This window comes from Micromonospora sp. NBC_01412 (assembly GCF_045040215.1).
Classification (GTDB): Bacteria; Actinomycetota; Actinomycetes; order Mycobacteriales; family Micromonosporaceae; genus Micromonospora; species Micromonospora rubida.
In genome coordinates, this window is record NZ_CP109528.1 from 3,961,405 (window position 1) to 3,985,547 (window position 24,143).

Consider the following 24,143-nt stretch of genomic DNA (forward strand, 5'->3'; position numbering starts at 1 on the left):
TCGTACCCCCGGTCGGGGTTGCCACGCGCCCGTGCCAGCAGGCTGCCGCTGCCGCCCGTGCCAGCGGGCTGCCGCTGCCGGTCGTGCCGGACCGGGCCGCCGCACGTCCGGGTCAGCGAGCCGCGAGCAGCAAGAACGGCCACGGCGGTGCCGGGTGTGCGCCGGGGGATTCCCGGAACGCGGGCTCAGGGGCGCCGGGTCAGGGCCAGGTAGCCGCGTTCCGCAGCCTCCTGGAGCAGCCACTGGTCCCGGTACCAGCCCGGCGCGGCGACCAGTTCGGCGTGCCGGCCACGCTGCACCACCCGGCCGGCGTCGAGCACCACGATCTCGTCGAGACCGGCCAGCCCGCTGAGCCGGTGGCTGATCAGCAGTACCGAGTGCCCCGCCGGAGTGGCGGCCAGCGCCGAGGCGAGCACCGCGTCGGCCGCGGCCGGGTCGAGGCCCTCCGTCGGTTCGTCGAGCACCAGCACCCCGGGCGCGGCGAGCAGCGCCCGGGCCAGCGCGACGCGTTGCCGTTGGCCGCCGGAGAGCTGCCCGCCCTCCTCGCCGACCACGGTGTCCCAGCCGGCGGGCTGGGCGCGCACCCAGTCGAGCAGGCCGGCGGCCCGGGTCGCGGCGGTCAGCGCGTCGGTGTCGGCGGCGGGCCGGCCGAGCAGCAGGTTCTCCCGGACCGTGGTGTGGAAGACGTACGCCTCGGCGAGCAGCCCGCCGACCGCCCGGGGCAGCTCCTGCGCCGGGTACGCCGACAGGTCCACCCCGTCCAGGGTGGCCCGGCCGCCCTCGGGGCGCACCGTGCCGGTGAGGACGGCCGCGAGCGTGCTCTTGCCGGCGCCGCTCGGGCCGACCACGGCGACCCGGCGACCGGCCGGCAGGTCCAGGGTGACCCGGTCCAGCGCCGGCGCGACGCCCACCCGGTACCGCACGGTCACCTCGTCCAGGCGCACGTCGTGCGGGGCGGCGGCGGTCACCGTGGCGATGGCCTCGGCGGTGCGGGCCTCGGCGGCGGGGACCGGGGTGGCGGGGACCGGGGTGGGGCCGGTCTCGGAGGCGGCCGAGGCGGCGCCGGTCTCGGGTCCGGTCAGCGGGGCGACGCTGGGCTCGGCGCCGGTCTCGGGGCCGGTCAGCAGGGCGGCGACCCGGACCAGGCCGGCCCGGAGCTGGGTGCGCTGCCGGGCGGCACCGACCAGGGCGAGCGCCACCTCGACGGCGGTCAGGGAACCGACCGCCAGCACCCCGACCAGCACCCCGCCGACCCCGGCGTGCAGCGCGGCGGCCACCACCCCCGCTGCGGTCGCCCCGGCTACCAGGACCCCGGCCGCGTCCACGGCGAAGCCGGTCGCGGCGAGCCGCCGTTCCAGCCGGGCCAGCCGCCGGGCCCGCCCCCCGGCGGCGGCCAGCGCCTGCCGGGTGGCGCCGAACGCGGCCAGGTCGGCCGCGCCGTGGGTGAGGTCGACCGCGTCCGTGGCGAGCGCGCCGCGCAGCGGGGCGACCTCGTCGGCGGCCCGGCGGGTCAGCGCCGTGGCCGCCAGCGGCAGCGCGACTCCGGCGACGAGCAGGCCCAGCGCCAGCACCCCGGCGGCCGGCAGCGAGACGAGGCCGGCCCCGGCCACGGCCAGCACGCTGACTCCCGCGGCGGCCGACCCGGGCACGAGCACCCGCAGCAGCAGGTCCTGCACGGCCTCCACGTCGGAGACCAGCCGGCTCAGCGCGTCCCCGGTGCGCCCCCGGGCGGCGTCGCCCCGGCCCGCCAGCGTGGCGAACACCCGGGCCCGCACGTCGGTGATCATCCGCAGCACGGCGTCGTGGCCGGCCAGCCGCTCGGTGTAGCGGAACACGCCCCGACCGATCGCCAGTGCCCGGACGGCGACGATCGCCACGGTGAGCCGGTCCAGCGGCGGCCGGCCGGCGGCGCTCATCAGCAGCCAGGTGGCGGTGGCCATCAGGGCCAGCCCGGCGAACTCGGTGGCGGCGGCGAGCAGCCCCGCCCCGACCAGCCGTCCCAGGTACGGCCGGGCCAGCCGGAGCACGGTCCGCTCGGCGGCCCGGACACTCCGGCCGTCGGGCGGTGGGGCTGCGGCGGTCCCCGCGCCCGGGTTCGGGGGCGTGCCGGGCGGTGGGGCTGCGGCGGCGCCCGCGCCCGGGATCGGGGGCGTGGGGGACGCGCCGTCGGCGGGACCGGTGCTCATCGGGCCACCTGCGCGACCTTCGCGGGGGTCAGCTCGGTGACCCGGCCGTCCTCGACCCGCAGGATCCGGTCGGCGTCCTCCAGCAGCGCCGGCCGGTGGGCCACCAGCAGGGCGGTCCGCCCGGCGACGAGCCGGCGGGTGGCGGCCAGCACCACGGCCTCGCTGGCGGTGTCGAGCCGCGCGGTGGGCTCGTCGAGGAGCACCACTGGTGCGTGCCGGAGGAACGCCCGGGCCAGCGCCACCCGCTGCCGCTGGCCGCTGGACAGGCCGTGGCCGCGCTCGCCGAGCATGGTGTCGAGCCCGTCGGGCAGGGCGGCGACCACCTCGTCCAGCGCGGCGGCGGTGACCGCCGTGGCGAGCGCGTCGTCGTCGGTGTCGGGCGCGCCGAGCCGGATGTTGTCGGCCAGCGTCGCGGCGAACAGGTGGGCGCGCTGCGGCACCCAGGCGAGCCGGCTCCGCCAGCCGTCCGGGTCGACGCCGGCCAGGTCGACCCCGCCCACGGTGATCCGGCCCCGCGTCGGGGCGACGAAGCCGAGCAGCAGGTTGAGCAGGGTGCTCTTGCCCGCGCCGCTGGGCCCGACGATGGCGATCCGCTCGCCCGGCCGGATGGTCAGCGTGACGTCCCGCAGCGCGACCGTCCGCTCGTACTCGACGGTGACGCCCTCGAACCGGATCTCGCCCCGCCCGTCGGGGGCCGGCGACGGCTCCGCCCGGCCGGCGGCCGGCTCGACCGCGGAGAGGGTGAGCGCCTCGTCCAGCGCGGTCAGCCCCTCCATGCTGGCGTGGAACCGGCTGCCCGCCGCCCGCAGTGGCAGGTACGCCTCCGGGGTGAGCAGCAGCACCAGCAGCGCGGTGGAGAGGGTCAGCCCGCCGCCGAGCAGCCGGATGCCCACGGGCACCGCGACCAGCGCCACCGACAGCGTGGCGACCAGCTCCAGCACCAGCGCGGACAGAAACGCGATCCGCAGCGTCTTCATGGTGGCCGCGCGGTGTCCGTCGGCGATCCGGCGCACCACCTCGACCTGCCCCCGTACCCGGCCGAACGCGCGCAGGGTGGGCAGCCCGGCGACCATGTCGAGGAAGTGCCCGCCGAGCATCGACAGCCGCCGCCACTGGCGTTCCGTGGCGGCCTGCGCCTGCCAGCCGAGCAGCGCGCCGAACACCGGGATCAGCGGCAACGTCAGCGCGATGATCACCGCCGAGCCCCAGTCGGCGAAGACGATCCGGGCCAGCACGGCCACCGGCACGGTGACGCTGAGCACGAGCTGCGGAAGGTATCCGGTGAAGTACGCGTCCAACGCGTCGAGCCCGCGCCCGGCCAGGGTGGCGAGCTGGCCGGCCCGCTGGCCGGCGACCCAGCCGGGGCCGTGCCGGCCGACGGCCGCGAGCAGGTCCTCCCGGAGCGTGGCCTTGACCGTCGCGGCGGCCCGCGCCGCCACCGTGCCCTGCGCCCAGGTGATCAGCGACCGCCCGGCCACCGCGGCGAGGAAACCGCCCAGCGCCGCCCGGTCCAGCCGCCCGTCGATCGCGGTGGCCAGCAGCATGGCCAGCGCGGTCGCCTGCCCCACGACCAGCAGTGCCGTCACCCCGCCGAGCAGTGCGAGCACGGCGAGGTCGCGCCGGGCCGCGGGGACCCGGCGCAGCAGACGCGGGTCGAAGGGACGGCGGTTCACCAGTACACCGGTGCCCTGCCGTCGGTCCGTCCTCGGAACACCCACCAGCACATTGCCTGAAAGCCTAGTAGGGCCGGCAGGAGCGGCACCGTCAGCCAGCCCAGCAGCGCCAGGGTCGGCCCGCTGGCCGCCCCGCCGGCCACCGTCAGTGACGCCGCCGGATCGGTGGTGGAGACCAGCGCGTAGGGCCAGAGCGCCGCCCCGACCAGCGCCACCGGCAGCGCCAGCGCCGCCGAGGTGGCGGCGAAGGCCACCCCGGGCCGCCGCCGGGCGAGCGCCGCCCGCGCCACCAAAAGCGCCGTGACCAGCACAAACGGCAACAGTACGGCGAACAGCGGGCGCTGCGCCGCGGCGCGTACCCGATCGGAGAGGCCGCCCGCGACGGTGGCCAGCGCGACCGCGGCGAGCGCCACCGCGACCAGCCGGCGGGCGGTACGCGCCAGCGGCGCGGCGTCGGCGGCCGGGAGGCGGAGCGTGAGGAAGATCGCACCGTGCACGGTCACCAGGGCCACCATCGCGACCCCGGCGGCGGCCACGAACGGGGTGGCCACGTGCCCGAGCCCCGCCACGTGCCCGGCGGCGGTCAGCGGCACACCCTGGAGCAGGCCGGCGAGCAGCCCGCCCCAGCCGAGCGCGGCGAGCAGGCTGCCGGTGACCACCACCCGGTCCCAGGCGGCCCGGGCCCGGCCGTCGGTCGGGCGGCTGCGCAGCTGCACGCCGACGGTCACCGCGACCACCCCGGCCAGCGCGGCGGCGACGACCGGGTAGAACCCGGAGAGCAGCTCGCCCTCCAGGGTGGGGAACGCGCCGAACAGGATGCCGACCGCCGCCACCAGCCAGACCTCGTTGCCGAGGAAGAACGGGCCGACGGCGGTGAGCGCCGCCCGGCGGCGGTCCGGGCCGCCGGGCCGGGCGAGCAGCAGCCCGACGCCGTAGTCGTAGCCGCCGAGCACCAGGTAGGCGGCGAAGAAGAGGCCGAGCAGGGCGTACCAGGCGAGTTCCACGGCGCTCCCTCAGGCGAGGACGGACATGGGGCGGACCGGCTCGGCGGCCGGGGCGGGCGGGCGGCCGAGTGGCGGGTCGGCGGCGCCTCTGGCGGCGTGCCGGGCGAACAGCATCCCGTTGGCGACGGCGAGCGCGCCGAGTAGCAGGGTGAAGCCGATCAGCGAGGCGAGCATCACGCCCGGCCCGACGGGGGAGACCGCCTGCCCGGTGGGGAGCAGGCCGTACGCGACCCAGGGCTGGCGGCCCACCTCGCGGGCGATCCAGCCGAGCAGCACCGCCGCGAAGGGCAGCGGCAGCGTCACCAGGGTGATCTGGAGCGGGACGCGGAGCCGGATGATCCAGTCGCGCCAGAGCAGCGGGAGCAGCAGCCAGACGCAGCCGAGCAGCATGCCGATCATGATCATGGAGGCGAGCCCGACGTCGGCCAGCACGGGCGGGGCGTAGTCGCCGGGCCCGAACCGGGCCGTCCACTCGGCGACCAGGGCGTCCCGGCCCGCGCCGCCGGCGAACTTGGTCGGCTGCGCCTGCCCGACCGGCCCGAACTGGGCGAAGCCGAAGCCCACCACCAGGCTGACCGCGATCGCCGCGGTGACCAGCCCGATCCGCAGCGACGTGCGGAACAGCGCGAAGTCGGGGGTACGCCGGAGCAGGTGCCAGGCGCTCACCGCGGCCATCAGCATCCCGCCGGTGAGCAGGGCGGCGGAGACCACGTGCCCGAAGGCCATCCCGAGGGTGGGGTTGGTGAGCAGGGCGCCGAAGTCGGTCAGGTGGGCCACCCCGTCGCGCAGCTCGTAGCCGACGGGGTGCTGGAGCCAGGAGTTCGCCACCATGACCCAGAACGCCGAGGCGTACGCGGTCAGCGCCACGCCCCACAGCAGCGCGAGGTGGACGCCCCGGCGCAGCCGGTGCCACCCGAAGATCCACATGCCGAGGAACGTGGACTCCAGGAAGAACGCCACCAGGGTCTCGATCGCCAGTGGCGCACCGAACACGTTGCCGACGTAGCGCGACAGGCCGCTCCAGTTCAGCCCGAACTGGAACTCCATCACGATCCCGGTGGCGATGCCGAGCGCATAGTTGATCACGTAGAGCTGGCCCCAGAACCGGGTCAGCCGCTCGTACGCCGGGTTGCCGGTGAGCACCCAGGCGGTCTGGAGCCCGACGAGCAGGGTGACCAGCCCGAGCGTGACGGCGACGAAGAGGAAGTGCAGCGAGGTGGTCGTGGCGAACTGCAGACGGGCGAGGAGTAGGGGATCCATGGCCGCTCTCCGGGGGTGGTCTCGCTTTTTGTAGGGAGCCTACACGTAGAGCGCCTACCTATTGATGGGCGTGCGGCGGCGGGATCGAAAGACGTCAGCCCGGTGGGCCGTCGGCTCAAGCCGTCAGCTCAAGAAGAGGGAGACCGGCAGTGTGACCAGGGTGGCTGCCACCGCCAGCGCGGTGGCCCCGATCAGCCGGGGCGGCCGGTCGGCGATCATCAGCCGCTGGACCCGGACGTTCAGGTCCCCCTCGCCCATGCCGAGCGCGCCGGCCGGGGTGACCCGGTGGCCGGCCGCGGCGAACCGCCGCAGCGCGCCCGCGAGGGGCGCCTCGGCGTGCAGCTCCCGGGCCTTGTCGTCGGCGCGCATCTCGACCAGCAGAGCGACCCGCTCGTGCGCGTCGCGCACCCAGCGGAACCAGGGCAGCGCCCGGCACAGCGCCGTGAACGGCAGCAGCACGAGGTCGTGCCGCTCCTGCGCGTGCGCCCGCTCGTGGGTGAGCACCGCCTCCAGCTCGGCCCGGTCGAGCATGCTGAGCGTTCCGGCGCTGACCACCACCCGGGGCCGCACTCCCGGCAGGCAGTACGCCGCCGCGCCCGGATGGTCCAGCACCAGCGCCCCCGGCACCTCGGGGTCCCGGCGGGCGACCAGGGTCAACAGGTCCCGGTGCCGGCGCTGGGCCCGGACGGCCGCGTGCAGGCTGCGTACCGTCGTGCCGAGCAGCACCGCCCCGATGCCGAAGCCGACGCCCACCAGCCCGAGGTGGATCGCGCCCATCCCGGCGGGGAGGGTGCCGTGGGCCAGGTCGGAGCCGAGGGCGATCAGCGCGCCGCCCGTCGGCCGGTCGTCCGCGGTCAGCCCGAGCGCCATGGGCAGGCCCATCGCGGAGAGGCCGAGCGCGAGCCCGACCGCCTGCCAGCAGACGATCGCCACCCGGGGGCTGCGCCACGTCCAGGTGGAGGTCGCGAGGACCTGGGCGGTCAGGTAGCAGGCCAGGACCGTCGCGGCGAAGTGCGCGGCGTACGCCATGACGGCGGCCCTACCGGTCCGTCGCCTCGTCGGCCAGGGCGGGCTGCCCGGCCCGGTCCGCACGCGGCTCCTCGACCCGATCGGTCAGCGAGCCGGCCGCCTCGGCGCCCAGGGCGGCGCGCAGCACGTCGGCCTCGGTCCCGGTCACCGAGCGGGCGAAGCGCACCAGCGCGGCGTCCCGGCTGCCACCGAGGTCCAGCGCGTCGAGCATGAGCCGGGCGATGTACGCCTCGCGGCTGGCCGTGGCCCGGTACCGCCAGGCCCGCCCCTCCCGCTGGCGCTGCACCATGCCCTTGCCGGCGAGCCGGTCCAGCACGGTCATCACCGTCGTGTACGCCAGCTCGCGCCCGTCGAGCGCGTCGGCGACCTCGCGCACGGTCACCCCGTCCGACGTGTCCGGGACGTTGTCCCACAACACATCCATCACCGCACGCTCAAGATCACCAAGCCGAGTCACCCATCAATCCTACCCCCCGTAGTAGACCCCCCACCCCGGCCGCCCCCGCTGAGCCGGGCCGCGCCCCTCCGCACTGCACTGCACTGCGCTGCCAGGGTCCTTGCGTTGTCGCGGGTGCGGTCCCTGGTCGGCCCGGGGACCGTGGCCGGGGCGGGGGTGTGGGCGGGGCGGTCGATGTCGTGGGGCGGGGCTGTGGCCGGGGCGATCGATGTCGTGGCGCGGTGCCTTTGGAGCTGAGTCGTTTACGTCATCACCGCCGGTCGGGCCACCGCCGTCGCGTTTACCCACCGCCCCGTCGGGTCGTCGCCTACGGTCGCCGAGCGCGCCGAGGGTGGCTGATGTCGTATCCGACTCAGCTCCAAAGGCGCCGAGAGGCACACCTGCCGTGGAGCGGCGCCCACGCCAGGCCCCCCAGACCTCCCGAGCGTGGGCGGGCACGGCCGGGCGTGGACGCGCTCGCACGGCAGGGCACGGGCGACGGCAGGGCGTGGCGTGGGCGGAGGTGGGTTCGGCGGGTGGGGTCAGGTGCCCTTGGGGTGCCAGACCGTCTTCGTCTCCAGCAGCGTGGTCATCCGGGTGATGCCGGGGTCGGCGGACCAGTCGTGGTCGGCCGGGGCCGGCCGGAGCACCCGTTTCAGGTTCTCCGCCGCCTTCACCTCCAGCTCGGTGGCGAGCGAGGGGTCGGTCACCCCGGTCAGGTCGATCGCGTTGACGTCCATGTGGCCGGCGAGTGCCGGCGCGGTCTCGGTGATCTTCCCGGTGAGGATGTTGACCACCCCGCCGGGCAGGTCGGAGGTGGCCAGCACCTCGGCCAGGGTCACCGCCGCCAGCGGCTGCGCCGGGGAGGCGGCCACCACCACCGTGTTGCCGGTGACGATCGCCGGGGCGATCACGCTGACCAGGCCGAGCAGCGCCGGCTGCTCGGGGGCCACCACCGCCACCACGCCGGTGGGCTCGGGCGAGGACAGGTTGAAGTACGGGCCGGCGACCGGGTTCGCGCCGCCGTACACCTGGGGGAGCTTGTCGGACCAGCCGGCGTACCAGACCCAGCGGTCGATCGCCGCGTCGACCTCGTCGGCCGGCACGCCGAGCGCGACGAACTGCTCGCGGCGGCCCTCCAGCATCTCGGCGACCCGGTAGAGGATCTGACCCCGGTTGTACGCGGTCGCCCCGGCCCAGCCCTTCACGGCCGCCCGGGCGGCGACGACGGCGTCCCGGGCGTCCTTCCGAGAAGCAAGAGACACGTTCGCGGATTGCACGAGATACGACCGTCCCGACTCGCTGCGCGGGAACTTCCCGCCGATGAAGAGCTTGTACGTCTTGCGTACCGCGACCCGCTCAGACATTGAGGTAGCCCTCCAGCCCGTGCCGGCCGCCCTCGCGACCGTAGCCCGACTCCTTGTACCCACCGAACGGCGAGGTGGGGTCGAACTTGTTGAACGTATTGGCCCAGACCACCCCGGCGCGCAGCCGGTCGGCCATCCACAGGATCCGGGAGCCCTTGTCGGTCCAGATCCCGGCCGACAGCCCGTACGGCGTGTTGTTGGCCTTCTCGACGGCCTCGGCCGGGGTGCGGAAGGTCAGCACGGACAGCACCGGGCCGAAGATCTCCTCCCGGGCGATCCGGTGTGCCTGGGTGACCCCGGTGAAGATCGTCGGCGCGAACCAGAAGCCGCGCTCGGGCAGCTCGCACGGCGGCGACCAGCGCTCGGCCCCCTCGGCGGAGCCGGCGTCGGACAGTTCGCGGATGCGGGCGAGCTGGTCGGCCGAGTTGATCGCCCCGATGTCGGTGTTCTTGTCCAGTGGGTCGCCGACCCGCAGCCGGGCCATCCGCCGCTTCAGCGACTCCAGCACCTGCTCGGCCACGGACTCCTGGACCAGCAGCCGGGAGCCGGCGCAGCAGACGTGCCCCTGGTTGAAGAAGATGCCGTTGACGATCCCCTCGACCGCCTGGTCGATCGGTGCGTCGTCGAAGACGACGTTCGCGGCCTTGCCGCCCAGCTCCAGGGTGAGCTTCTTGTGGGTGCCGGCGACCGACCGGGCGATGGCCCGGCCGACCTCGGTGGAGCCGGTGAAGGCGACCTTGTCCACGCCCGGGTGCTCGACCAGAGCCCGGCCGGTGTCGCCCGCGCCGGTGACGATGTTGACCACGCCGGCCGGCAGGTCGGCCTGCTGGCAGATCTCGGCGAACAGCAGCGCGGTCAGCGGGGTGGTCTCGGCGGGCTTGAGCACCACCGTGTTGCCGGCAGCCAGCGCGGGGGCGATCTTCCACGCCAGCATGAGCAGCGGGAAGTTCCACGGGATGACCTGGGCGGCCACCCCGACCGGCTTCGGGTCCGGCCCGAAGCCCGCGTGGGTGAGCTTGTCGGCCCAGCCGGCGTAGTAGAAGAAGTGCGCGGCGACCAGCGGCAGGTCGACGTCCCGGGACTCCTTGATCGGCTTGCCGTTGTCCAGCGACTCCAGCACGGCCAGCTCGCGGGAGCGCTCCTGGATGATCCGGGCGATCCGGAACAGGTACTTGGCCCGGTCCCGGCCCGGCATCGGGCCCCACACCTTCTCGTACGCCTTGCGGGCGGCGCGGACCGCACGGTCCACGTCCTCGCTGCCGGCCCAGGTGACCTCGGCGAGCACCTCCTCGGTGGCCGGGTTGACCGACTTGTTGAGATGCTCGCCGTCGACGAACTCGCCGTCGATGAACAGACCGTAGGAAGATCTGATGTCGACGATCGCGCGCGACTCGGGCGCAGGGGCGTATTCGAACATCACTCTCAGTCCAGGGTGAAGTAGTCGGGACCGGAGTAGACGCCGGTCGTCAGCTTGGTGCGCTGCATGAGCAGATCGTTGAGCAGGCTGGACGCGCCGAACCGGAACCAGTCCGGGTCGAGCCAGTCCGCGCCGACGGTCTCGTTGACCATGACCAGGTACTTGATCGCGTCCTTGGTGGTCTTGATCCCGCCGGCCGGCTTCACACCGACCTGCCGGCCGGTGGCGTCGCGGAAGTCGCGGACCGCCTCCAGCATCACCAGGGTCACCGGCAGGGTGGCGGCGACCGGGACCTTGCCGGTGGAGGTCTTGATGAAGTCGCCGCCGGCCAGCATGGCCAGCCAGGAGGCCCGCCGCACGTTGTCGTACGTGGCCAGCTCGCCGGTCTCCAGGATCACCTTGAGGTGGGCGTCCCCGCAGGCCTCCTTGGTGGCCACGATCTCGTCGTAGACCTCCTTGAACCGCCCGGACAGGAACGCGCCCCGGTTGATCACCATGTCGATCTCGTCGGCGCCGGCCGCCACGGCGGCCCGGGTGTCGGCGAGCTTGACCGCCAGCGGCGCCTGCCCGGACGGGAACGCGGTCGCCACGCTGGCCAGGTGCACGCCGCTGCCGGCCAGCACCTCGGCCACGTGCGGGACCATCGCCGGGTAGACGCAGACCGCGCCGACGTGCGGGCAGGACGGGTCGGCCGGGTCGGGGCGCAGCGCCTTGGCCGCGAGGGCCCGTACCTTGCCGGGGGTGTCCGCCCCCTCCAGGGTGGTCAGGTCGACCATCCGGATGGCCAGGTCGATCGCCTGCGCCTTGGCCGTGGTCTTGATGGAGCGGGTGCCGAGCTGTGCCGCCCGCTGCTCCGCGCCCACCTGGTCCACGCCGGGGAGGCCGTGCAGGAAGGTCCGCAGAGCGGTCTCGGATCGTCCCAGCCCGGAGAGATCCGACCGGGCCGACGTCGCTGTCGCCGTCATGCCGGGAAGTCTACGCATCCACGGGTGTTGTGAAACCGGTCACGGTGCGGCCGTCGCGGGCGTCGTCGCGCCACCGCAGCGTCGTCGGGGTGCCGTCGAGGCGTCGCCGGGGTGAGCCGGGTCGCTGCCGCGCCCGCTCCCGCACTGCGGGATCCGACCGTTCGGTAGGTTGAGCGATCGTGGACGTACACGTCATTGACCACCCGCTCGCCCAGTCGCGGCTGACCGCCATGCGGGACGCCCGCACCGACTCCTCTTCGTTCCGGGCCGCGCTGCACGAGCTCACCACCATGCTCGTGTACGAGGCCGCACGATCCTTCCCCGTCGAGAAGTACCCGGTGCAGACTCCGGTGACCGGTGCCGAGGGCACCCGGCTGGCCAACCCGCCGCTGCTGGTGCCGGTGCTGCGGGCCGGCCTCGGCATGGCCGACGCGGCGCTCGGCCTGCTGCCCGAGTCGTCGATGGGCTTCGTCGGCCTGGCCCGGGACGAGGAGACGTACGAGCCGCGGGCGTACATGGAGTCGCTGCCCCGCGACCTGGCCGGCCTGCCGGTGCTGGTCCTGGACCCGATGGTGGCCACCGGCGGCTCCCTGGAGCACTGCTGCCGGCTGCTGGCCGACCGGGGCTGCACCGACATCACCGTGCTCTGCGTGCTGGCCGCGCCGGTCGGCATCCAGCGGCTGGAGCAGTCCGGCCTGCCGCTGCGGCTGGTCACCGCCTCGATCGACGAGGGCCTCAACGACAAGATGTTCATCGTGCCGGGCCTCGGCGACGCCGGCGACCGCCAGTTCGGCGGCATGCCCCGCTTCTGACGGCGGCCCGGCCGCCGGTGCCGCCCGGGAAGGCCCGTCGGTGCCGCGCTCGGTGGGGCCCGGCCGTGCCGCTCGGGAGGGGCGGGAAGGGCATCCTTCCCGCCCCTCGGGCATCGACCGGGGGCCTTCCCGCCACGCCGGGCGGGTTGGGGGGTCCGCCGGGGGCGCGCAGGCGCTACCGTCTCGGGCCATGACTGGTGTTGCGCTTGCCGAAGAGCTGCTGCTCCTCGCCTACGACGACGAATCCGGCAAGGCGACCATGCCGCGGATCAGCCTCGACCTCGGGATGGCCGCCGCGGTGCTGATCGAACTGGCCCTGGCCGGCCGGATCGCGTACGCCGACGGGAACCTGGTGGTCGCCGACCCCACCGGAACGGGCGAGCCGACGCTCGACGAGGTGCTGGCCCGGATGGCCGCCGACACCCCGCACACCCCCTCCTCCTGGGTGCAGCGGCTGCGCCACGGCCTGCGCGACCGGATCCTCGGCGACCTGGTTGCCCGGGGCGCGGTGCGCGACGTCGAGGAGACCGAGCTGGGCTTCATCCACGTGCACCGCTACCCGACGGCGGACGCCTCGGTGGAGGAGGACACCCGTCGCCGGCTCGCCGAGGCGCTGGCCGACGGGCAACTCCCCGACGAGCGGACCGCCGCGCTGGCCACCCTGGTCGCGGTGCTCCGGATGGAGCCGGCGCTCGGCCTGACCGGCGACGCCGCCCGGGACGCCCGGGTACGGCTGGAGGAGATCGCCGGCGGGGCCGGCTTCTCCGGCACGGTCGGCCTGGACGCCTCGGTGGTCCGCCCGTCGGTGGCGCTGGTCGTCACCGCCCTGGGCGCCGCCGTCGACGCGGCCCTAGGCAAGCGCGCCTGACCCCTCTGGCCGGGACGGACGACGCGGGCGGCCTGTCCCGCCCATCGGACCGCTCCGACCCCGCCCGCCTGCCACTCGCCGCGCATGATCGCGCTCAAACACGGTCCACCCCACCCACCCCACCCCACCCCACCTATCCCGCGTTGATCAAGAAGTTTGCGTCAGCGAGCGCGTCATCGGCGACGCAAACTTCTTGATCAACTTTGCGGGGGCGGGGGCGGGGCGCGGGGTTGGGGTGGGGTGGGGGGTTAGAGGTTCAGGGTGGTGGCGATCTCGGTGCGGAGGGCGGCTGTGGCCGTGGCCGCGCGGGTGCGGGCCGCTGGCACGTCGCCGTCCGCGACCGGTTCCACCACCTCCAGGTACGCCTTGAGCTTCGGCTCGGTGCCCGACGGGCGGATCACCACCCGGGCCGTGTCGGTGCGCAGGATCACGACGTCCGCCTCGGGGAGCAGGTCCCGCGCCTCGGTGACCGGGTGCCCGAGCAGCGTGGTCGGGGTGGCAGCCCGGACCAGGGCCATCGCGTCGGCGATCACCCGCAGGTCGTCCACCCGGACGGAGAGCTGGTCGGTGTGGTGCACGCCGAACTCGGCGGCCAGCTCGTCCAGCCGGTCGGTCAGCGTGCGCCCCTCCGCCTTGAGGCCGGCGGCCAGCTCGGCGATGGTCAGCGCGGCGGTGATGCCGTCCTTGTCGCGCACGTGTTCCGGGGCGACGCAGTAGCCCAGCGCCTCCTCGTAGCCGTACACGAGCGGCGCGGACCCGCCGCCGGCCCGGACGATCCACTTGAACCCGGTCAGCGTCTCGCCGTACGGCAGGCCCCGGGCGGTGCACATGGCCCGCAGCAGGGACGACGACACGATCGTGGTGGCGTACAGGCCCCGCACGCCCCGGCGCATCAGGTGGTCGGCGAGCAGGACGCCCACCTCGTCGCCGCGCAGCATCCGCCAGCCGCCGCGCGGCTCTTCGCTCCCGGCCGGAGGGCTCGCCAGCTCACTCCTGGCGCTCGCCGGCCCGCCGTCGCGGACGGCCACCGCGCAGCGGTCCGCGTCCGGGTCGTTGGCGATCGCCAGGTCCGCGCCGGTCCGCTCGGCCAGCGCGACGAGGCGGTCCACCGCTCCCGGCTCCTCCGGGTTGGGGAAGCTCACGGTCGGGAAGTCCGGGTCGGGCTCCGCCTGCTCGGGCACCACGCCGGGTACGCCGAACCCGGCGTGGGCGAAGGCGGCGGTCAGCACCGCCGCACCCACCCCGTGCAGCGGGGTGTAGGCCACCTTCAGGTCCCGGGGGCCGGCCGGGTCGATCACGGCGGCGGCCCGGTCCACGTACGAGGCGACCAGGTCGTCGCCGAGCACCTGGCCGGCCGGGCCGAGCGGCACCTGGGCGAGCGGGCCGACCGCCCGGATGGCCGCCTCGATCCCGGCGTCGGCGGGCGGCACGATCTGCGCCCCCGCGCCCAGTTCGCCGCCGAGCCGGGCGCCCAGGTACACCTTGTAGCCGTTGTCCTGCGGGGGGTTGTGGCTGGCCGTGACCATCACGCCGGCCGCCCCGTCGAGCTGCCGCACCGCGTACGCCAGCACGGGGGTGGGCAGCGGGCGGGGCAGCAGCAGCGCCGGACGGCCCGCGCCGGTGGCGACCTGGGCGGTGCGCTCGGCGAACTCCCGGGAACCGTGCCGGGCGTCGTACCCGATCACCAGCGGGCCGGTCGCGCCCTGGGCGGCGAGCCAGCCGACCAGCCCTGCGGCGGCCTGGCTGACCACGGCGAGGTTCATCCCGTTCGGGCCGGCCCGTAGCGGGCCGCGCAGCCCCGCGGTGCCGAAGGTCAGCGGCCCGGCGAACCGGTCGGCCAGCTCGGGCGCGCTCGCCGGCAGCCGGTCGAGCACGGCTCGCAGCTCCTCGCGGGTGGCCGGGTCGGGGTCGTCGTCGAGCCAACGCAGGGCCCGGTCGCGAATGTCGTCAAGGTCAATGGGTTCCGCCGCCATGCCTCTTGATAGCAGGCGGCGGATCGCCACGTCCCGGCGGCCTCGTTCCGGTCGGCCCGGTGGGGCTCAGTCAGCCCCGCCGAGCTTGAACGACTCCACCATCCGGTCGAAGATCGGCTTGCTCTCCGCGAACCGGGCGTCGGTGGAGGAGAGGTAGAACGAGTAGACCTTTCCCTCGTGCACCACCCCGCGCCACACGCCGTGCCGCATGCTGTCGCCGTCGCCGCAGGTGTACTCGAATTCGGCCGCCGCCTGACCGTCCAGCTTCTGCTCGGTCATCGACACCTGGTTGTACGGCTTCGGGCAGGAGGTCGATTTGGTCCGCAGGCCCTTCTCGGCGACCTCGGCCCAGCGCATCGACGACGTGCCGCCCCACTCCTCGGAGAGGACGCGCACCTTGCGGCCGCTGTCCTCCGGGTCGACGAAGTCGACCCACACGCCGGCGCTGTTGCGCTGCCAGCCCTTGGGCACCTGCACCGTGACGCCCCGGGCCGACTGCTCCTCCGTCTCCACCGGCGCGGCGGCGGGGGCGGTGGGCTGCGCCGAGGGGGTGGTCGGCCGGTCCGGGTCGCCGCCGCCGAACAGGACGACCGCGCCGACCAGCAGCAGCACGACGAGGCCGCCGGCCGCCGCGAGCTGCACCTTGCGCGGCCAGCCCTTGACGGTGGCGACGAGGCCGCCGATCCCGCCGGTCGCACCGCCGCCGGCCGGGGCGGGCGCGGTGGCCGGGGTGGCCCACGGCTGGCCGGTGCCGGGCACCGACCACTGGCCGCCGCCGTACGTCCCGCCCACCCGCTGGGTCGCCTCGGGCGGGCCACCGAAGCCGGGCACCGCCTGGGTGGCGTCGGGCTGGCCGACCCGCTGGGTCGCGTTCGTCCCGACGCCGAACGGGACCTGCTGGGTGGCGTCCGGGCGGGGCCCGAACGGGACCTGCTGGGTGGCGTCGGGCGAGGTGCCGTACGTCACCCGCTGGGTGGCCTCCGGCGCGGCGCCCGCGTCGACCCGCTGGGTGGCGTCCGAGGACCCGCCGTACGTCCGGCCGGCCGGCGACGTCGGCGCCGGCGTTGGCATCGCCCCGGTCGGGGTGTGCAGCGGACCGGCGAGCGCGTCGGCGCTGGTGTCGTCGAGCGCGGCGGCGCTCGCCGCGGCGGTGTCCCGCTTCGGCTTGCCGCCCCGGCGCAGCGCGGCCAGCCGGTCGGTCAGCGACTCGTCGGGGGAGAGCATCGCCCGGCCGCCGATCTGCCCGCTCGGCTTCGGCTCCGGGGCGGGCGGCGGTGGCGGAGCGACCACCGGCCGCTGCGCCGGCACCACCGCGTACGGGTCGGTGACCGAGTTGACGGCGGTCGCGGTGCTGGTCAGCGGGCCGGCCAGCAGCTCGCGCAGCATCGCCCGGGAGGTGTGCACGTCGAGTCGGCGGGCCGGGTCCTTCTCCAGCAGGCCCATCAGCACCCGGGTCAGCGGGCCGCTGCGCTGCGGGGTGGCGGGCGGGTCCTCGACCACGGCGTGCATGGTCTCGATCGGGTCGCCCCTGTCGAACGGGGGCCGGCCCTCGACCGCCGTGTACAGCGTCACACCGAGGGAGAAGAGGTCGCTGGGCGGGCCGAACTCGTGGCCCATGGCCCGCTCGGGGGAGATGAAGTGCGGCGAGCCGAGCACCATCCCGGGGGTGGTGAGCTGCACGTCGGTGGGGAGCTTGGCCACCCCGAAGTCGGTCAGCACGCACCGGCCGTCGGTGCAGATCAGCACGTTGGCCGGCTTCACGTCGCGGTGCAGCACGCCGATCGCGTGCGCCACCTCCAGCGCGCCGAGCAGGGCGATACCGATCTTGGCGACCGCGCGGGGCGCGACCGGCCCGTCCTCGATCACCATGTCGGCCAGGCTGCGGGCGTCCAGCAGTTCCATCACGATCCAGGGGCGGCCACCCTCGGTGACCACGTCGTACACCTGGACCACGGCCGGGTGCTGGATGGCCGCGGCGGCGCGGGCCTCGCGCAGCGTCCGCTCGTACATCGAGTCGCGGTCGCTGGGGGCGAGGCCCGGCGGGAGGATGACCTCCTTCACCGCCACGTCACGCCGCAACAGGGTGTCTGTGGCACGCCAGACCGTACCCATGCCGCCGTTGCCCACCGCGGACCGGAGCGAGTAGCGACCACCGATGGTGGTGCCGGGCGCCGCGCGTCCGTGGGGTGGACTGACCGGTCCGCCGCTCCACGTCGGGATCTGAGTCACAGAAAAGCCACCGGGGGAAATCGAGGGGGCTGGGACACAACTCCCCTATCTTGCTGGTTCCGACGCCCGATGCGAAACCCGACGCGACGGACGTTTACCGAACTCCACGGTACGTGTCCGGTCGGTCACCCTGGGGTCGCCGGAAGTTGGGGCCCGTTGTGCGGAATCCCTCACCCGTCGATGAGTCGGCGCGTCCTACCATCCGGGGATGAGTGAACGGCGGTCAAGCGAGTCCGGCTTCCCCATCAAGGGCCGCTACACGGCGGATGACCTGCCCGAGGGTCTGGACTCCCGGCTGGGCGCCCCCGGCGAGTTCCCGTACGCCCGCGGGGTCTATCCCACCATGTACACGTCGCGCCCGTGGACCATGCGCCAGTACGCCGGCTTCGGCACCGCCACGGAGTCCAACGCGCGCTACCACCAGCTCCTGCGGGCCGGCACGATGGGTCTCTCCGTCGCCTTCGACCTGCCCACCCAGATGGGGTACGACTCCGACGACCCGATCGCGCACGGCGAGGTGGGCAAGGTCGGGGTGGCCATCGACTCCGTCGAGGACATGCGGCTGCTCTTCGCCGACATCCCGCTGGACAAGGTCTCCACCTCGATGACGATCAACGCGCCGGGCTCGGTGCTGCTGCTGCTCTACCAGCTCGTCGCCGAGGAGTCCGGGGTCGAGGGCTCTGCGCTCAACGGCACCATCCAGAACGACATCCTCAAGGAGTACATCGCCCGGGGGACGTACATCTTCCCGCCGAAGCCCTCGCTGCGGCTGGTCGCCGACACGTTCGGCTACTGCCGCAAGGAGGTGCCGAAGTGGAACACCATCTCCATCTCCGGCTACCACATGGCCGAGGCAGGCGCGACGCCCGCGCAGGAGATCGCGTTCACCCTGGCCAACGGCGTCGAGTACGTCCGGGCCGCGCTGGCCGCCGGGCTGGCCGTGGACGACTTCGCGCCCCGGCTGTCGTTCTTCTTCGTGGCCCGGACCACCCTGCTGGAGGAGGTCGCGAAGTTCCGCGCCGCCCGGCGGATCTGGGCCCGGCTGATGCGCGACGACTTCGGGGCGAAGAACCCGAAGTCGATGATGCTGCGCTTCCACACCCAGACGGCGGGCGTGCAGCTCACCGCCCAGCAGCCCGAGGTCAACCTGGTCCGGGTGGCGGTGCAGGGGCTCGCCGCCGTGCTGGGCGGCACCCAGTCGCTGCACACCAACAGCTTCGACGAGGCCATCGCGCTGCCCACCGAGAAGGCGGCCCGGCTGGCCCTGCGCACCCAGCAGGTGCTGGCGTACGAGACGGACCTGACCGCCACCGTCGACCCGTTCGCCGGCTCGTACGTGGTGGAGGCGATGACCGCCGAGATCGAGGCGGCGGTGGTCGAGCTGATGGACCGGGTGGCCGACCACGGCTCGGCGGTGGACGCCATCGAGGTGGGCTTCCAGAAGCGGGAGATCGAGCAGTCCGCGTACCGGATCGCCCAGGAGATCGACTCGGGCGAGCGGGTGGTGGTCGGGCTCAACCGGTTCACCATCGACACCGACGAGCCGTACGAGCCGCTGCGGGTCGACCCGGAGATCGAGGCGACCCAGGCCGAGCGGCTGGCCAGGCTGCGCGCGGAGCGCGACGGCGGTGCCGTCGAGCGTGCCCTCGTTGAGCTGCGCGCCGCCGCCGAGGGCACGGAGAACGTGCTCTTCCCGATGAAGGAGGCGCTGCGGGCCCGGGCCACGGTGGGCGAGGTCTGCGGCACCCTGCGCCAGGTCTGGGGGACGTACCGCCCGAGCGACCGGTTCTGATCACCCCGCCGGCCGCCCCGCCACGTGTGTGCGGGCCCGGGGCGATGGGTAACCCGTCCGGGTGAACGGGACGGACAGCGTGTGCGCGAGCGTCGCGCCCCGGCGTGCCACCGTCAGGAATCGCCCCGCCACCGTGTGCGGTCGGCTAATTGTCCGAGCGGCAGGTAACCGAAGCGACTAATGCGACAATTCGGGAAACGGCGGCCCCGGATCGACGGTGATTTCGTGACGCCGGCTCGGTTACGGGTTGTAGGAGGTGGGGGGCAGATGACGGCGTTCGACCGCGATCTACCTGCTGTCCCGCAGATTGTCGAGCCCTTCCATCAGGGCTTTCGTGACTCTGCGCCATCCGACCGCTACGGGAATGAAGTTGCACAGCGTCACCGCCGGAGGTCTAGGCTGTCCGCTGTCATCCCCGATGATCCATCCATTTCTAGTGATCGAGATATCGACGTGACGAGTGCGTTGACACTGCCGAACGGCAGCAAGCTGGCGTCGTCGGACTCGGCGGAGGCGCCGTCCGGATCCCAGCCCCTGCCCTTCGAGCTGGACCATCTGCTCGCCCTGCGGGTGCCCGGGCTCATCGCCACCCGCCGGCACATCCACTCCCATCCGGAGCTCTCCGGCGAGGAGTTCGAGACCGCCGCCCTGATCGCCCGCGAGCTTTCCCTCGCCGGGCTGAACCCGCGCCTGCTGCCGAAGGGCAACGGGGTGATCTGCGACGTCAACGGCCGCCCCGACGGCCCTGTCGTCGCGCTCCGCGCCGACATCGACGCGCTGCCGCTCATCGACATCAAGGACGTGCCGTACCGGTCCACGAAGGACGGCGTGTGCCACGCCTGCGGGCACGACGTGCACACCACCGTGCTGCTCGGCGTCGGCATGCTGCTCGCCCAGCTCGCCGACCTGGGCGAGCTGGACGGCCGGGTCCGGCTGATCTTCCAGCCGGCCGAGGAGATCCTGCCCTGCGGCTCGCTGGAGGTCATCGAGGCCGGCGGGCTGGACGACGTGGTGCAGATCTTCGCCCTGCACTGCGACCCCAACCAACCGGTCGGCAAGATCGGCCTGCGGGTCGGCCCGATCACCGCCGCCGCCGACAACGTCACCGTCAAGCTCACCGGACCGGGCGGGCACACCGCCCGCCCGCACCTGACCGTCGACCTGGTCGACGCGCTCGGCCGGCTGGTCACCGAGGTGCCCGCCCTGGTCGCCCGCCGGGTGCCGGCCAACAGCGGGCTGCTGCTGGTGTTCGGCCAGGCCTCGGCCGGCACCCGGAACAACGTCATCCCGTCCGAGGCGAGCGCCTCCGGCACCCTGCGGGTGATGGACCGCGACACCTGGGCGCAGGCCCCCAAGATCGTCGCTCAGGTGGTCCGGGACGTCATCGCCCCGACCGGCGCCACGGTCGACCTGGAGTACCTGCGCGGCCGCCCGCCGGTCTGCAACGACGCCAAGGCGATCCAGGTGCTCACCGCCGCCACCGTGGCCGCGCTCGGCCCGGACGGCGTGGCGGAGACCCCGCAGAGCATGGGCGGCGAGGACTTTTCCTGGTACCTGGAGCACGTACCCGGCGCGCTCGCCCGCCTCGGCGTCGGCCGGGCCGGGCCGAACGTCGACCTGCACCGGGCCTCGTTCGACGTCGACGAGCGGGCCATCCCGTTCGGCGTCCGGCTCATGGTGCAGACCGCGCTGCGGGCACTGGCAGCGACTCGCTGAGCACCGGCGCCGGCCTGCGCCGGCGCCGGCGCAGCACCGCCACCAGCAGCGCCACGGGCACGCCCAGCGCCACCGCGAAGGGCAGCAGCGCACCCAGCACGGTGAGCAGCACGCCCAGCGAGGCGACGAACGCGTCCCAGCCGCCGCGCAGCCCCACCAGGAAGCCGGTCCTGTCCTTCTCCTCCTCGGAGGAGGTGTCGGCGTCCGACCCGACCAGGGTGAGGGTGATGGTGGAGAGCGCGGTCAGGTCGGCCAGCCGGCGCTTCTTCGCCTCCAGCGAGGCGAGGTCGGCCTCCCGCCGGGCCACCTCGCCCTCCAGCCTGACCAGGTCGTCGATCGAGCTGGCCCGGGCCAGCAGCTTGCGGCCGCTCTCCACCCGGGCCCGCTGCGTGATGATCCGGGCGTCCAGGTCGACGGTCTCCTCGGTGACGTCCTCCGTACGGATCGAGCGGCGCTCCGGCCGGCCCAGCTTGGCCAGGTCCTCCACCACGGCGGTGAACCGCTCCGCCGGCACCCGCAGCTCCAGTTCGGCGCGGGCGTTGTCGCCCGTGCTGCTGCGTTCGTCGCCGCCGACGAACCCGCCGACCGCAGTGGCCGCCGTGACGGCGGACCGGGCGGCGGCGTCCACATCGTCCACCCGCACCCGGATGTTTCCCGTGTAGATGATCGACCGCTGGTCGACCCGTAGGTCCGGCGCACCGCCACCGGTGCCGGCCTTCGCCCCTCCCGCCTCGGCCGGGGCCGCGCCGGCCGGTGCCGCCTTATCCGGCGCTGATGCGGCTGAGTCCTCCGATGTGTGCCCACCGCTGAGACCACTGCATCCACCCACCGCCAGCAGGGCCGCCAGCCCCACCGCGGTCAGCAGTGCACCTCGTGCGCGTCCGTCCATTCCCGCTCCCCCTTTTCCTGGCCCGTCGGGCGATACGTCAGACGTGGCGCGGAGACCCGCGGGTTCCGGCAGACTGCGCTGAGGGACGTCACGATTTGATAATCAGGGGGTCATGATGCAACTCACCAAGTACGCCCACTCCTGCCTGCGCGTGGAGCACGACGGCGGGGTGCTGGTCGTCGACCCGGGCGGGTTCAGCGACCCGGCGGCGCTGGACGGGGCGGACGCGGTGCTGATCACCCACGAGCACCCCGACCACCTTGACGTCGCGGCGGTCACCCGGCAGCTCGACCGCCGGCCGTTCCGCGTCCACGGCCCGGCCTCGCTGGCCGGCGTCCTCGGCGACGCGGCCGAGGTGCTGGAGCCGGTCGTCCCCGGGCAGTCGTTCACGGCGGCCGGCGTGCCGGTCCGGGCGTACGGCGGGCGGCACGCCGTCATCCACCCGGACATCCCGGTGGTGGACAACCTGGGGTACCTGCTGAACGACGTGGTCTACCACCCCGGCGACTCCCTCGTGGTGCCAGAGGACGTCCAGGTGGACACCCTCTTCGCGCCGATCCACGCCCCCTGGTCGAAGTTCTCCGAGGTGGTCGACTTCATCCGTGCGGTCGCCCCGCGCCGCGCCTTCGCCGCGCACGACGGGCTGCTCAACGACAACGGCCTCGCGGTGCTCAACCGCCAGTACGCGGCGCTGTCCAAGACCGACTACCAGCGCCTCGAACCGGGCAGCCGGCTCGACGCCTGACCCGGTGCCGCCCCCTCGGGACCTGGTCCGACGGCTCTACGAGGAGCCGCCGGACCGGTTCGTCGCCACCCGGGACGCCGCCGTCGCCGAGGCCCGGCGGGCCGGCGACCCGGCCACGGCCCGGGAGATCGCCCGGCTGCGCCGCCCGACCGTGGCCGCCTGGCTGGTCAACCTCCTCGCCGTCCGCTGCCCCGAACTCGTCGCCGACCTGGGCCAGCTCGCCGAGGCGCTGCGCGCGGCCCAGCGCGACCTGCGTGGCCCCCGGCTGCGGGAACTCTCCGCCCAGCGGCGGGCGGTGGTCGCCGCGCTGGTGGCCGAGGTGCGCCGGCTGGCGGCCGACGCCGAGGGCGGCCCACCGGGCGGGAAACTGCCCCTGGCCGAGGTGGAGGCGACGCTCAACGCCGCCCTGTCCGACACCGCGGTCGCCGAGCAGGTGCGTACCGGCCGGTTGCTGCGGGCCGCCAGCTACGCGGGCTTCGGCGAGGTACCCCGCCCCCAGCTGCGGCTGGTCACCGGCTACGAGGAGCCCGCACCGGCCGCCACGGGCCAGCCGGCCGACCGGGGCCGGGCCGTCGACCGGGACCGGAACCGGCGGGAACGCGACGAGCGGGCGACGGAACGCGCCGCCCGGGCCGAGCGGGTCCGGCAGCGCCGGGCGCTGGAACGGGAACTGGCGAAGGCGCGTACCGACCAGGGCCGGGCCGAGGCGGAGCTGGCCGGCGCGGCGGACGCCGAGCACGACGGCGCCGAGGAACTGGCCGACATCGAGCGGTCGCTGGCCGAGTTGGAACGGCGGCGGGCCGAGGCCGAGCAGGAGCTGAGCCGGCGGAAACTGGCCCGGCGGGGGGCGGAACGGACCGTCACCGCCGCCCGCCGGCGCACCGGCGAGGTCGAGGGGGCGATCGAGGCGATCGACGCCGAAGAGGGGACTGCCACCGGAAGCGACGGCGGGGCAGACTGATTCCGATGACGCCGGAGCAGGTCGCCGCCGCGAGCAAGCCGTTCGTGCTGGAGCTCGGGGAAACATTCACCCGCTGCCCCGGCACGCTGCGCCGGGCCCGCCTGCTGGGCATCTCCGGCTGGGCCTTCTACATCACCGGCCGGGCCGGGGCGCTGGGCGACGTCCGGGCCCCGACGGTGGCCGCCGCCCTCGGCTTCATCGCCCCGGACGCCGTCGCCGACGGCTGGGACGGCGCCGCCCGGGTGATCCGCCCGCTGGAGGTGGCCGCCGCGAACCTCGCGGAGTGCTGCCGCTGGGGCGACGAGCAGCTCGCGGCCCTGCCCGGGGTGCACCGGCTGGGCGCGCTGCTGCGTCGGGTTGTCGACGCGGCGGACGCCAGCGGCATGCCGCTGTTCGCCGCCTGGCGGGCCATGCCGACACCGGAGGGCTCCCCGGGCGCCCGGGCCGCCGTCGGGTTGCTGCTGCTGCGCGAGCACCTCGCCGGGGCGTACCTGATGGCCGTGCGGGCCGGCGGGATGACCCCGCTGGAGGCGGTGCTGGCCGGGCCGGAGGGGGAGGCCGGCGCGCTGGCCTGCGGCTGGCCGCCGCCGTACCCCCAGGTTGGCCCCCTGGTGCGGCGGCGGTTGTGGGCGGAGGCGGTGACCGACCGGCTGGCCGCGGCGGGCTTCCGCGCCCTCGCCCCCGGCGAGGGCGCCGAGCTGCTGGACCTACTGGCCAGCGCCCGCGCGCAGGTGCGGGGACGGCCCGCCCAGCGGAACCCCGACGGGCCGGGGCGGAGATAAATGGGCGGCGGCGGGCGGTGGACGGCTGCCAGGATCGTC

At 74.7% G+C, this 24,143-nt stretch carries 19 protein-coding genes; 7 read left to right on the plus strand and 12 right to left on the minus strand.

The annotated features are described in order from the left end of the window. Window positions 1-185: 185 nt before the first annotated feature. The 9 genes from cydC to deoC all read right to left on the minus strand — a co-directional run bounded on the left by cydC (window position 186) and on the right by deoC (window position 11,337). A complete protein-coding gene (gene cydC / locus OG617_RS18280; protein WP_405103345.1) occupies window positions 186-2,186 on the minus strand; it encodes a thiol reductant ABC exporter subunit CydC in 2,001 nt (666 codons plus the stop codon). Further along, entirely contained in the window at window positions 2,183-3,859 is a 1,677-nt protein-coding gene (gene cydD / locus OG617_RS18285; RefSeq protein WP_405103347.1) for a thiol reductant ABC exporter subunit CydD, read from the minus strand. Before cydD ends, cydC begins: the two co-directional genes overlap by 4 nt. Next, the gene (locus OG617_RS18290) at window positions 3,856-4,863 is read right to left on the minus strand and encodes a cytochrome d ubiquinol oxidase subunit II (protein WP_405103349.1); all 1,008 of its coding nucleotides are present in this window, start codon (window positions 4,861-4,863) and stop codon (window positions 3,856-3,858) included. The genes cydD and OG617_RS18290 overlap by 4 nt, the downstream gene beginning before the upstream one ends. Window positions 4,864-4,872: 9 nt before the next feature. Next, entirely contained in the window at window positions 4,873-6,123 is a 1,251-nt protein-coding gene (locus OG617_RS18295) for a cytochrome ubiquinol oxidase subunit I (RefSeq protein ID WP_405103351.1), read from the minus strand. A 123-nt stretch (window positions 6,124-6,246) separates the two neighbouring features. Further along, window positions 6,247-7,152, minus strand: a complete 906-nt coding sequence (locus tag OG617_RS18300) for a M56 family metallopeptidase (RefSeq protein ID WP_405103353.1) — start codon at window positions 7,150-7,152, stop codon at window positions 6,247-6,249. A gap of 10 nt (window positions 7,153-7,162) precedes the next feature. Next, window positions 7,163-7,609, minus strand: coding sequence for a BlaI/MecI/CopY family transcriptional regulator (locus OG617_RS18305; RefSeq protein ID WP_405103355.1), 447 nt, complete (start codon window positions 7,607-7,609; stop codon window positions 7,163-7,165). A gap of 521 nt (window positions 7,610-8,130) precedes the next feature. Further along, window positions 8,131-8,955: an aldehyde dehydrogenase family protein gene (locus tag OG617_RS18310; protein ID WP_405103357.1), complete on the minus strand. Its 825-nt coding sequence runs from the start codon at window positions 8,953-8,955 to the stop codon at window positions 8,131-8,133. After that, window positions 8,948-10,372, minus strand: coding sequence for an aldehyde dehydrogenase family protein (locus OG617_RS18315; protein ID WP_405103359.1), 1,425 nt, complete (start codon window positions 10,370-10,372; stop codon window positions 8,948-8,950). Before OG617_RS18315 ends, OG617_RS18310 begins: the two co-directional genes overlap by 8 nt. A gap of 5 nt (window positions 10,373-10,377) precedes the next feature. Next, window positions 10,378-11,337 (minus strand): deoxyribose-phosphate aldolase, encoded by a 960-nt coding sequence (gene deoC / locus OG617_RS18320; RefSeq protein ID WP_396677738.1) that lies wholly within the window; start codon window positions 11,335-11,337, stop codon window positions 10,378-10,380. Between the two features lie 179 nt (window positions 11,338-11,516). Between deoC and upp the strand changes: the two genes are divergently transcribed. Both upp and OG617_RS18330 read left to right on the plus strand, forming a co-directional pair. After that, complete coding sequence (gene upp, locus OG617_RS18325; protein ID WP_161686960.1) at window positions 11,517-12,149, plus strand: uracil phosphoribosyltransferase; 633 nt, start codon at window positions 11,517-11,519, stop codon at window positions 12,147-12,149. 190 nt (window positions 12,150-12,339) lie between these two features. Next, on the plus strand, window positions 12,340-13,017 hold the full coding sequence (locus OG617_RS18330) for a GPP34 family phosphoprotein (RefSeq protein WP_405103361.1): 678 nt from the start codon (window positions 12,340-12,342) through the stop codon (window positions 13,015-13,017). Between the two features lie 248 nt (window positions 13,018-13,265). Here OG617_RS18330 and OG617_RS18335 read toward each other — a convergent pair whose 3' ends face one another. Both OG617_RS18335 and OG617_RS18340 read right to left on the minus strand, forming a co-directional pair. Beyond that, a complete protein-coding gene (locus tag OG617_RS18335) occupies window positions 13,266-14,990 on the minus strand; it encodes a phospho-sugar mutase (protein WP_405103363.1) in 1,725 nt (574 codons plus the stop codon). Window positions 14,991-15,056: 66 nt separating this feature from the next. Beyond that, window positions 15,057-17,219 carry a protein kinase domain-containing protein gene (locus OG617_RS18340; RefSeq protein ID WP_405103365.1) on the minus strand — a complete coding sequence of 721 codons (2,163 nt, stop codon included), beginning with the start codon at window positions 17,217-17,219 and terminating at the stop codon, window positions 15,057-15,059. A 208-nt stretch (window positions 17,220-17,427) separates the two neighbouring features. Here OG617_RS18340 and OG617_RS18345 point away from each other — a divergent pair, with 208 nt between their 5' ends. Both OG617_RS18345 and OG617_RS18350 read left to right on the plus strand, forming a co-directional pair. Further along, window positions 17,428-19,011 (plus strand): methylmalonyl-CoA mutase, encoded by a 1,584-nt coding sequence (locus OG617_RS18345; protein ID WP_405103367.1) that lies wholly within the window; start codon window positions 17,428-17,430, stop codon window positions 19,009-19,011. A 453-nt stretch (window positions 19,012-19,464) separates the two neighbouring features. Beyond that, window positions 19,465-20,727, plus strand: a complete 1,263-nt coding sequence (locus OG617_RS18350; protein ID WP_405103369.1) for an amidohydrolase — start codon at window positions 19,465-19,467, stop codon at window positions 20,725-20,727. Here the strand turns inward: OG617_RS18350 and OG617_RS18355 are convergent. Beyond that, window positions 20,684-21,616, minus strand: a complete 933-nt coding sequence (locus OG617_RS18355; RefSeq protein WP_405103371.1) for a DUF4349 domain-containing protein — start codon at window positions 21,614-21,616, stop codon at window positions 20,684-20,686. The genes OG617_RS18350 and OG617_RS18355 overlap by 44 nt on opposite strands. 115 nt (window positions 21,617-21,731) lie before the next feature. On the opposite strand from OG617_RS18355, the gene OG617_RS18360 reads away from it, so the two are divergent. From OG617_RS18360 to OG617_RS18370, 3 genes are read left to right on the plus strand one after another with little or no spacing between them, the layout of a single operon-like run. Beyond that, on the plus strand, window positions 21,732-22,361 hold the full coding sequence (locus OG617_RS18360) for an MBL fold metallo-hydrolase (RefSeq protein ID WP_405103787.1): 630 nt from the start codon (window positions 21,732-21,734) through the stop codon (window positions 22,359-22,361). 4 nt (window positions 22,362-22,365) lie between these two features. Beyond that, window positions 22,366-23,322, plus strand: coding sequence for a hypothetical protein (locus OG617_RS18365; RefSeq protein WP_405103373.1), 957 nt, complete (start codon window positions 22,366-22,368; stop codon window positions 23,320-23,322). 5 nt (window positions 23,323-23,327) lie between these two features. Further along, the gene (locus OG617_RS18370) at window positions 23,328-24,104 is read left to right on the plus strand and encodes an SCO6745 family protein (RefSeq protein WP_405103375.1); all 777 of its coding nucleotides are present in this window, start codon (window positions 23,328-23,330) and stop codon (window positions 24,102-24,104) included. Window positions 24,105-24,143: the final 39 nt, after the last annotated feature.

Coding starts and splice junctions, on each gene's coding strand:
- cydC (WP_405103345.1), bottom strand. CDS start 2,186: ATGAGCACCGGTCCCGCCGACGGCGCGTCCCCCACGCCCCCGATCCCG.
- OG617_RS18295 (WP_405103351.1), bottom strand. CDS start 6,123: ATGGATCCCCTACTCCTCGCCCGTCTGCAGTTCGCCACGACCACCTCG.
- OG617_RS18300 (WP_405103353.1), bottom strand. CDS start 7,152: ATGGCGTACGCCGCGCACTTCGCCGCGACGGTCCTGGCCTGCTACCTG.
- OG617_RS18310 (WP_405103357.1), bottom strand. CDS start 8,955: ATGTCTGAGCGGGTCGCGGTACGCAAGACGTACAAGCTCTTCATCGGC.
- OG617_RS18315 (WP_405103359.1), bottom strand. CDS start 10,372: ATGTTCGAATACGCCCCTGCGCCCGAGTCGCGCGCGATCGTCGACATC.
- deoC (WP_396677738.1), bottom strand. CDS start 11,337: ATGACGGCGACAGCGACGTCGGCCCGGTCGGATCTCTCCGGGCTGGGA.
- OG617_RS18330 (WP_405103361.1), top strand. CDS start 12,340: ATGACTGGTGTTGCGCTTGCCGAAGAGCTGCTGCTCCTCGCCTACGAC.
- OG617_RS18335 (WP_405103363.1), bottom strand. CDS start 14,990: ATGGCGGCGGAACCCATTGACCTTGACGACATTCGCGACCGGGCCCTG.
- OG617_RS18345 (WP_405103367.1), top strand. CDS start 17,428: ATGAGTGAACGGCGGTCAAGCGAGTCCGGCTTCCCCATCAAGGGCCGC.
- OG617_RS18355 (WP_405103371.1), bottom strand. CDS start 21,616: ATGGACGGACGCGCACGAGGTGCACTGCTGACCGCGGTGGGGCTGGCG.
- OG617_RS18360 (WP_405103787.1), top strand. CDS start 21,732: ATGCAACTCACCAAGTACGCCCACTCCTGCCTGCGCGTGGAGCACGAC.
- OG617_RS18370 (WP_405103375.1), top strand. CDS start 23,328: ATGACGCCGGAGCAGGTCGCCGCCGCGAGCAAGCCGTTCGTGCTGGAG.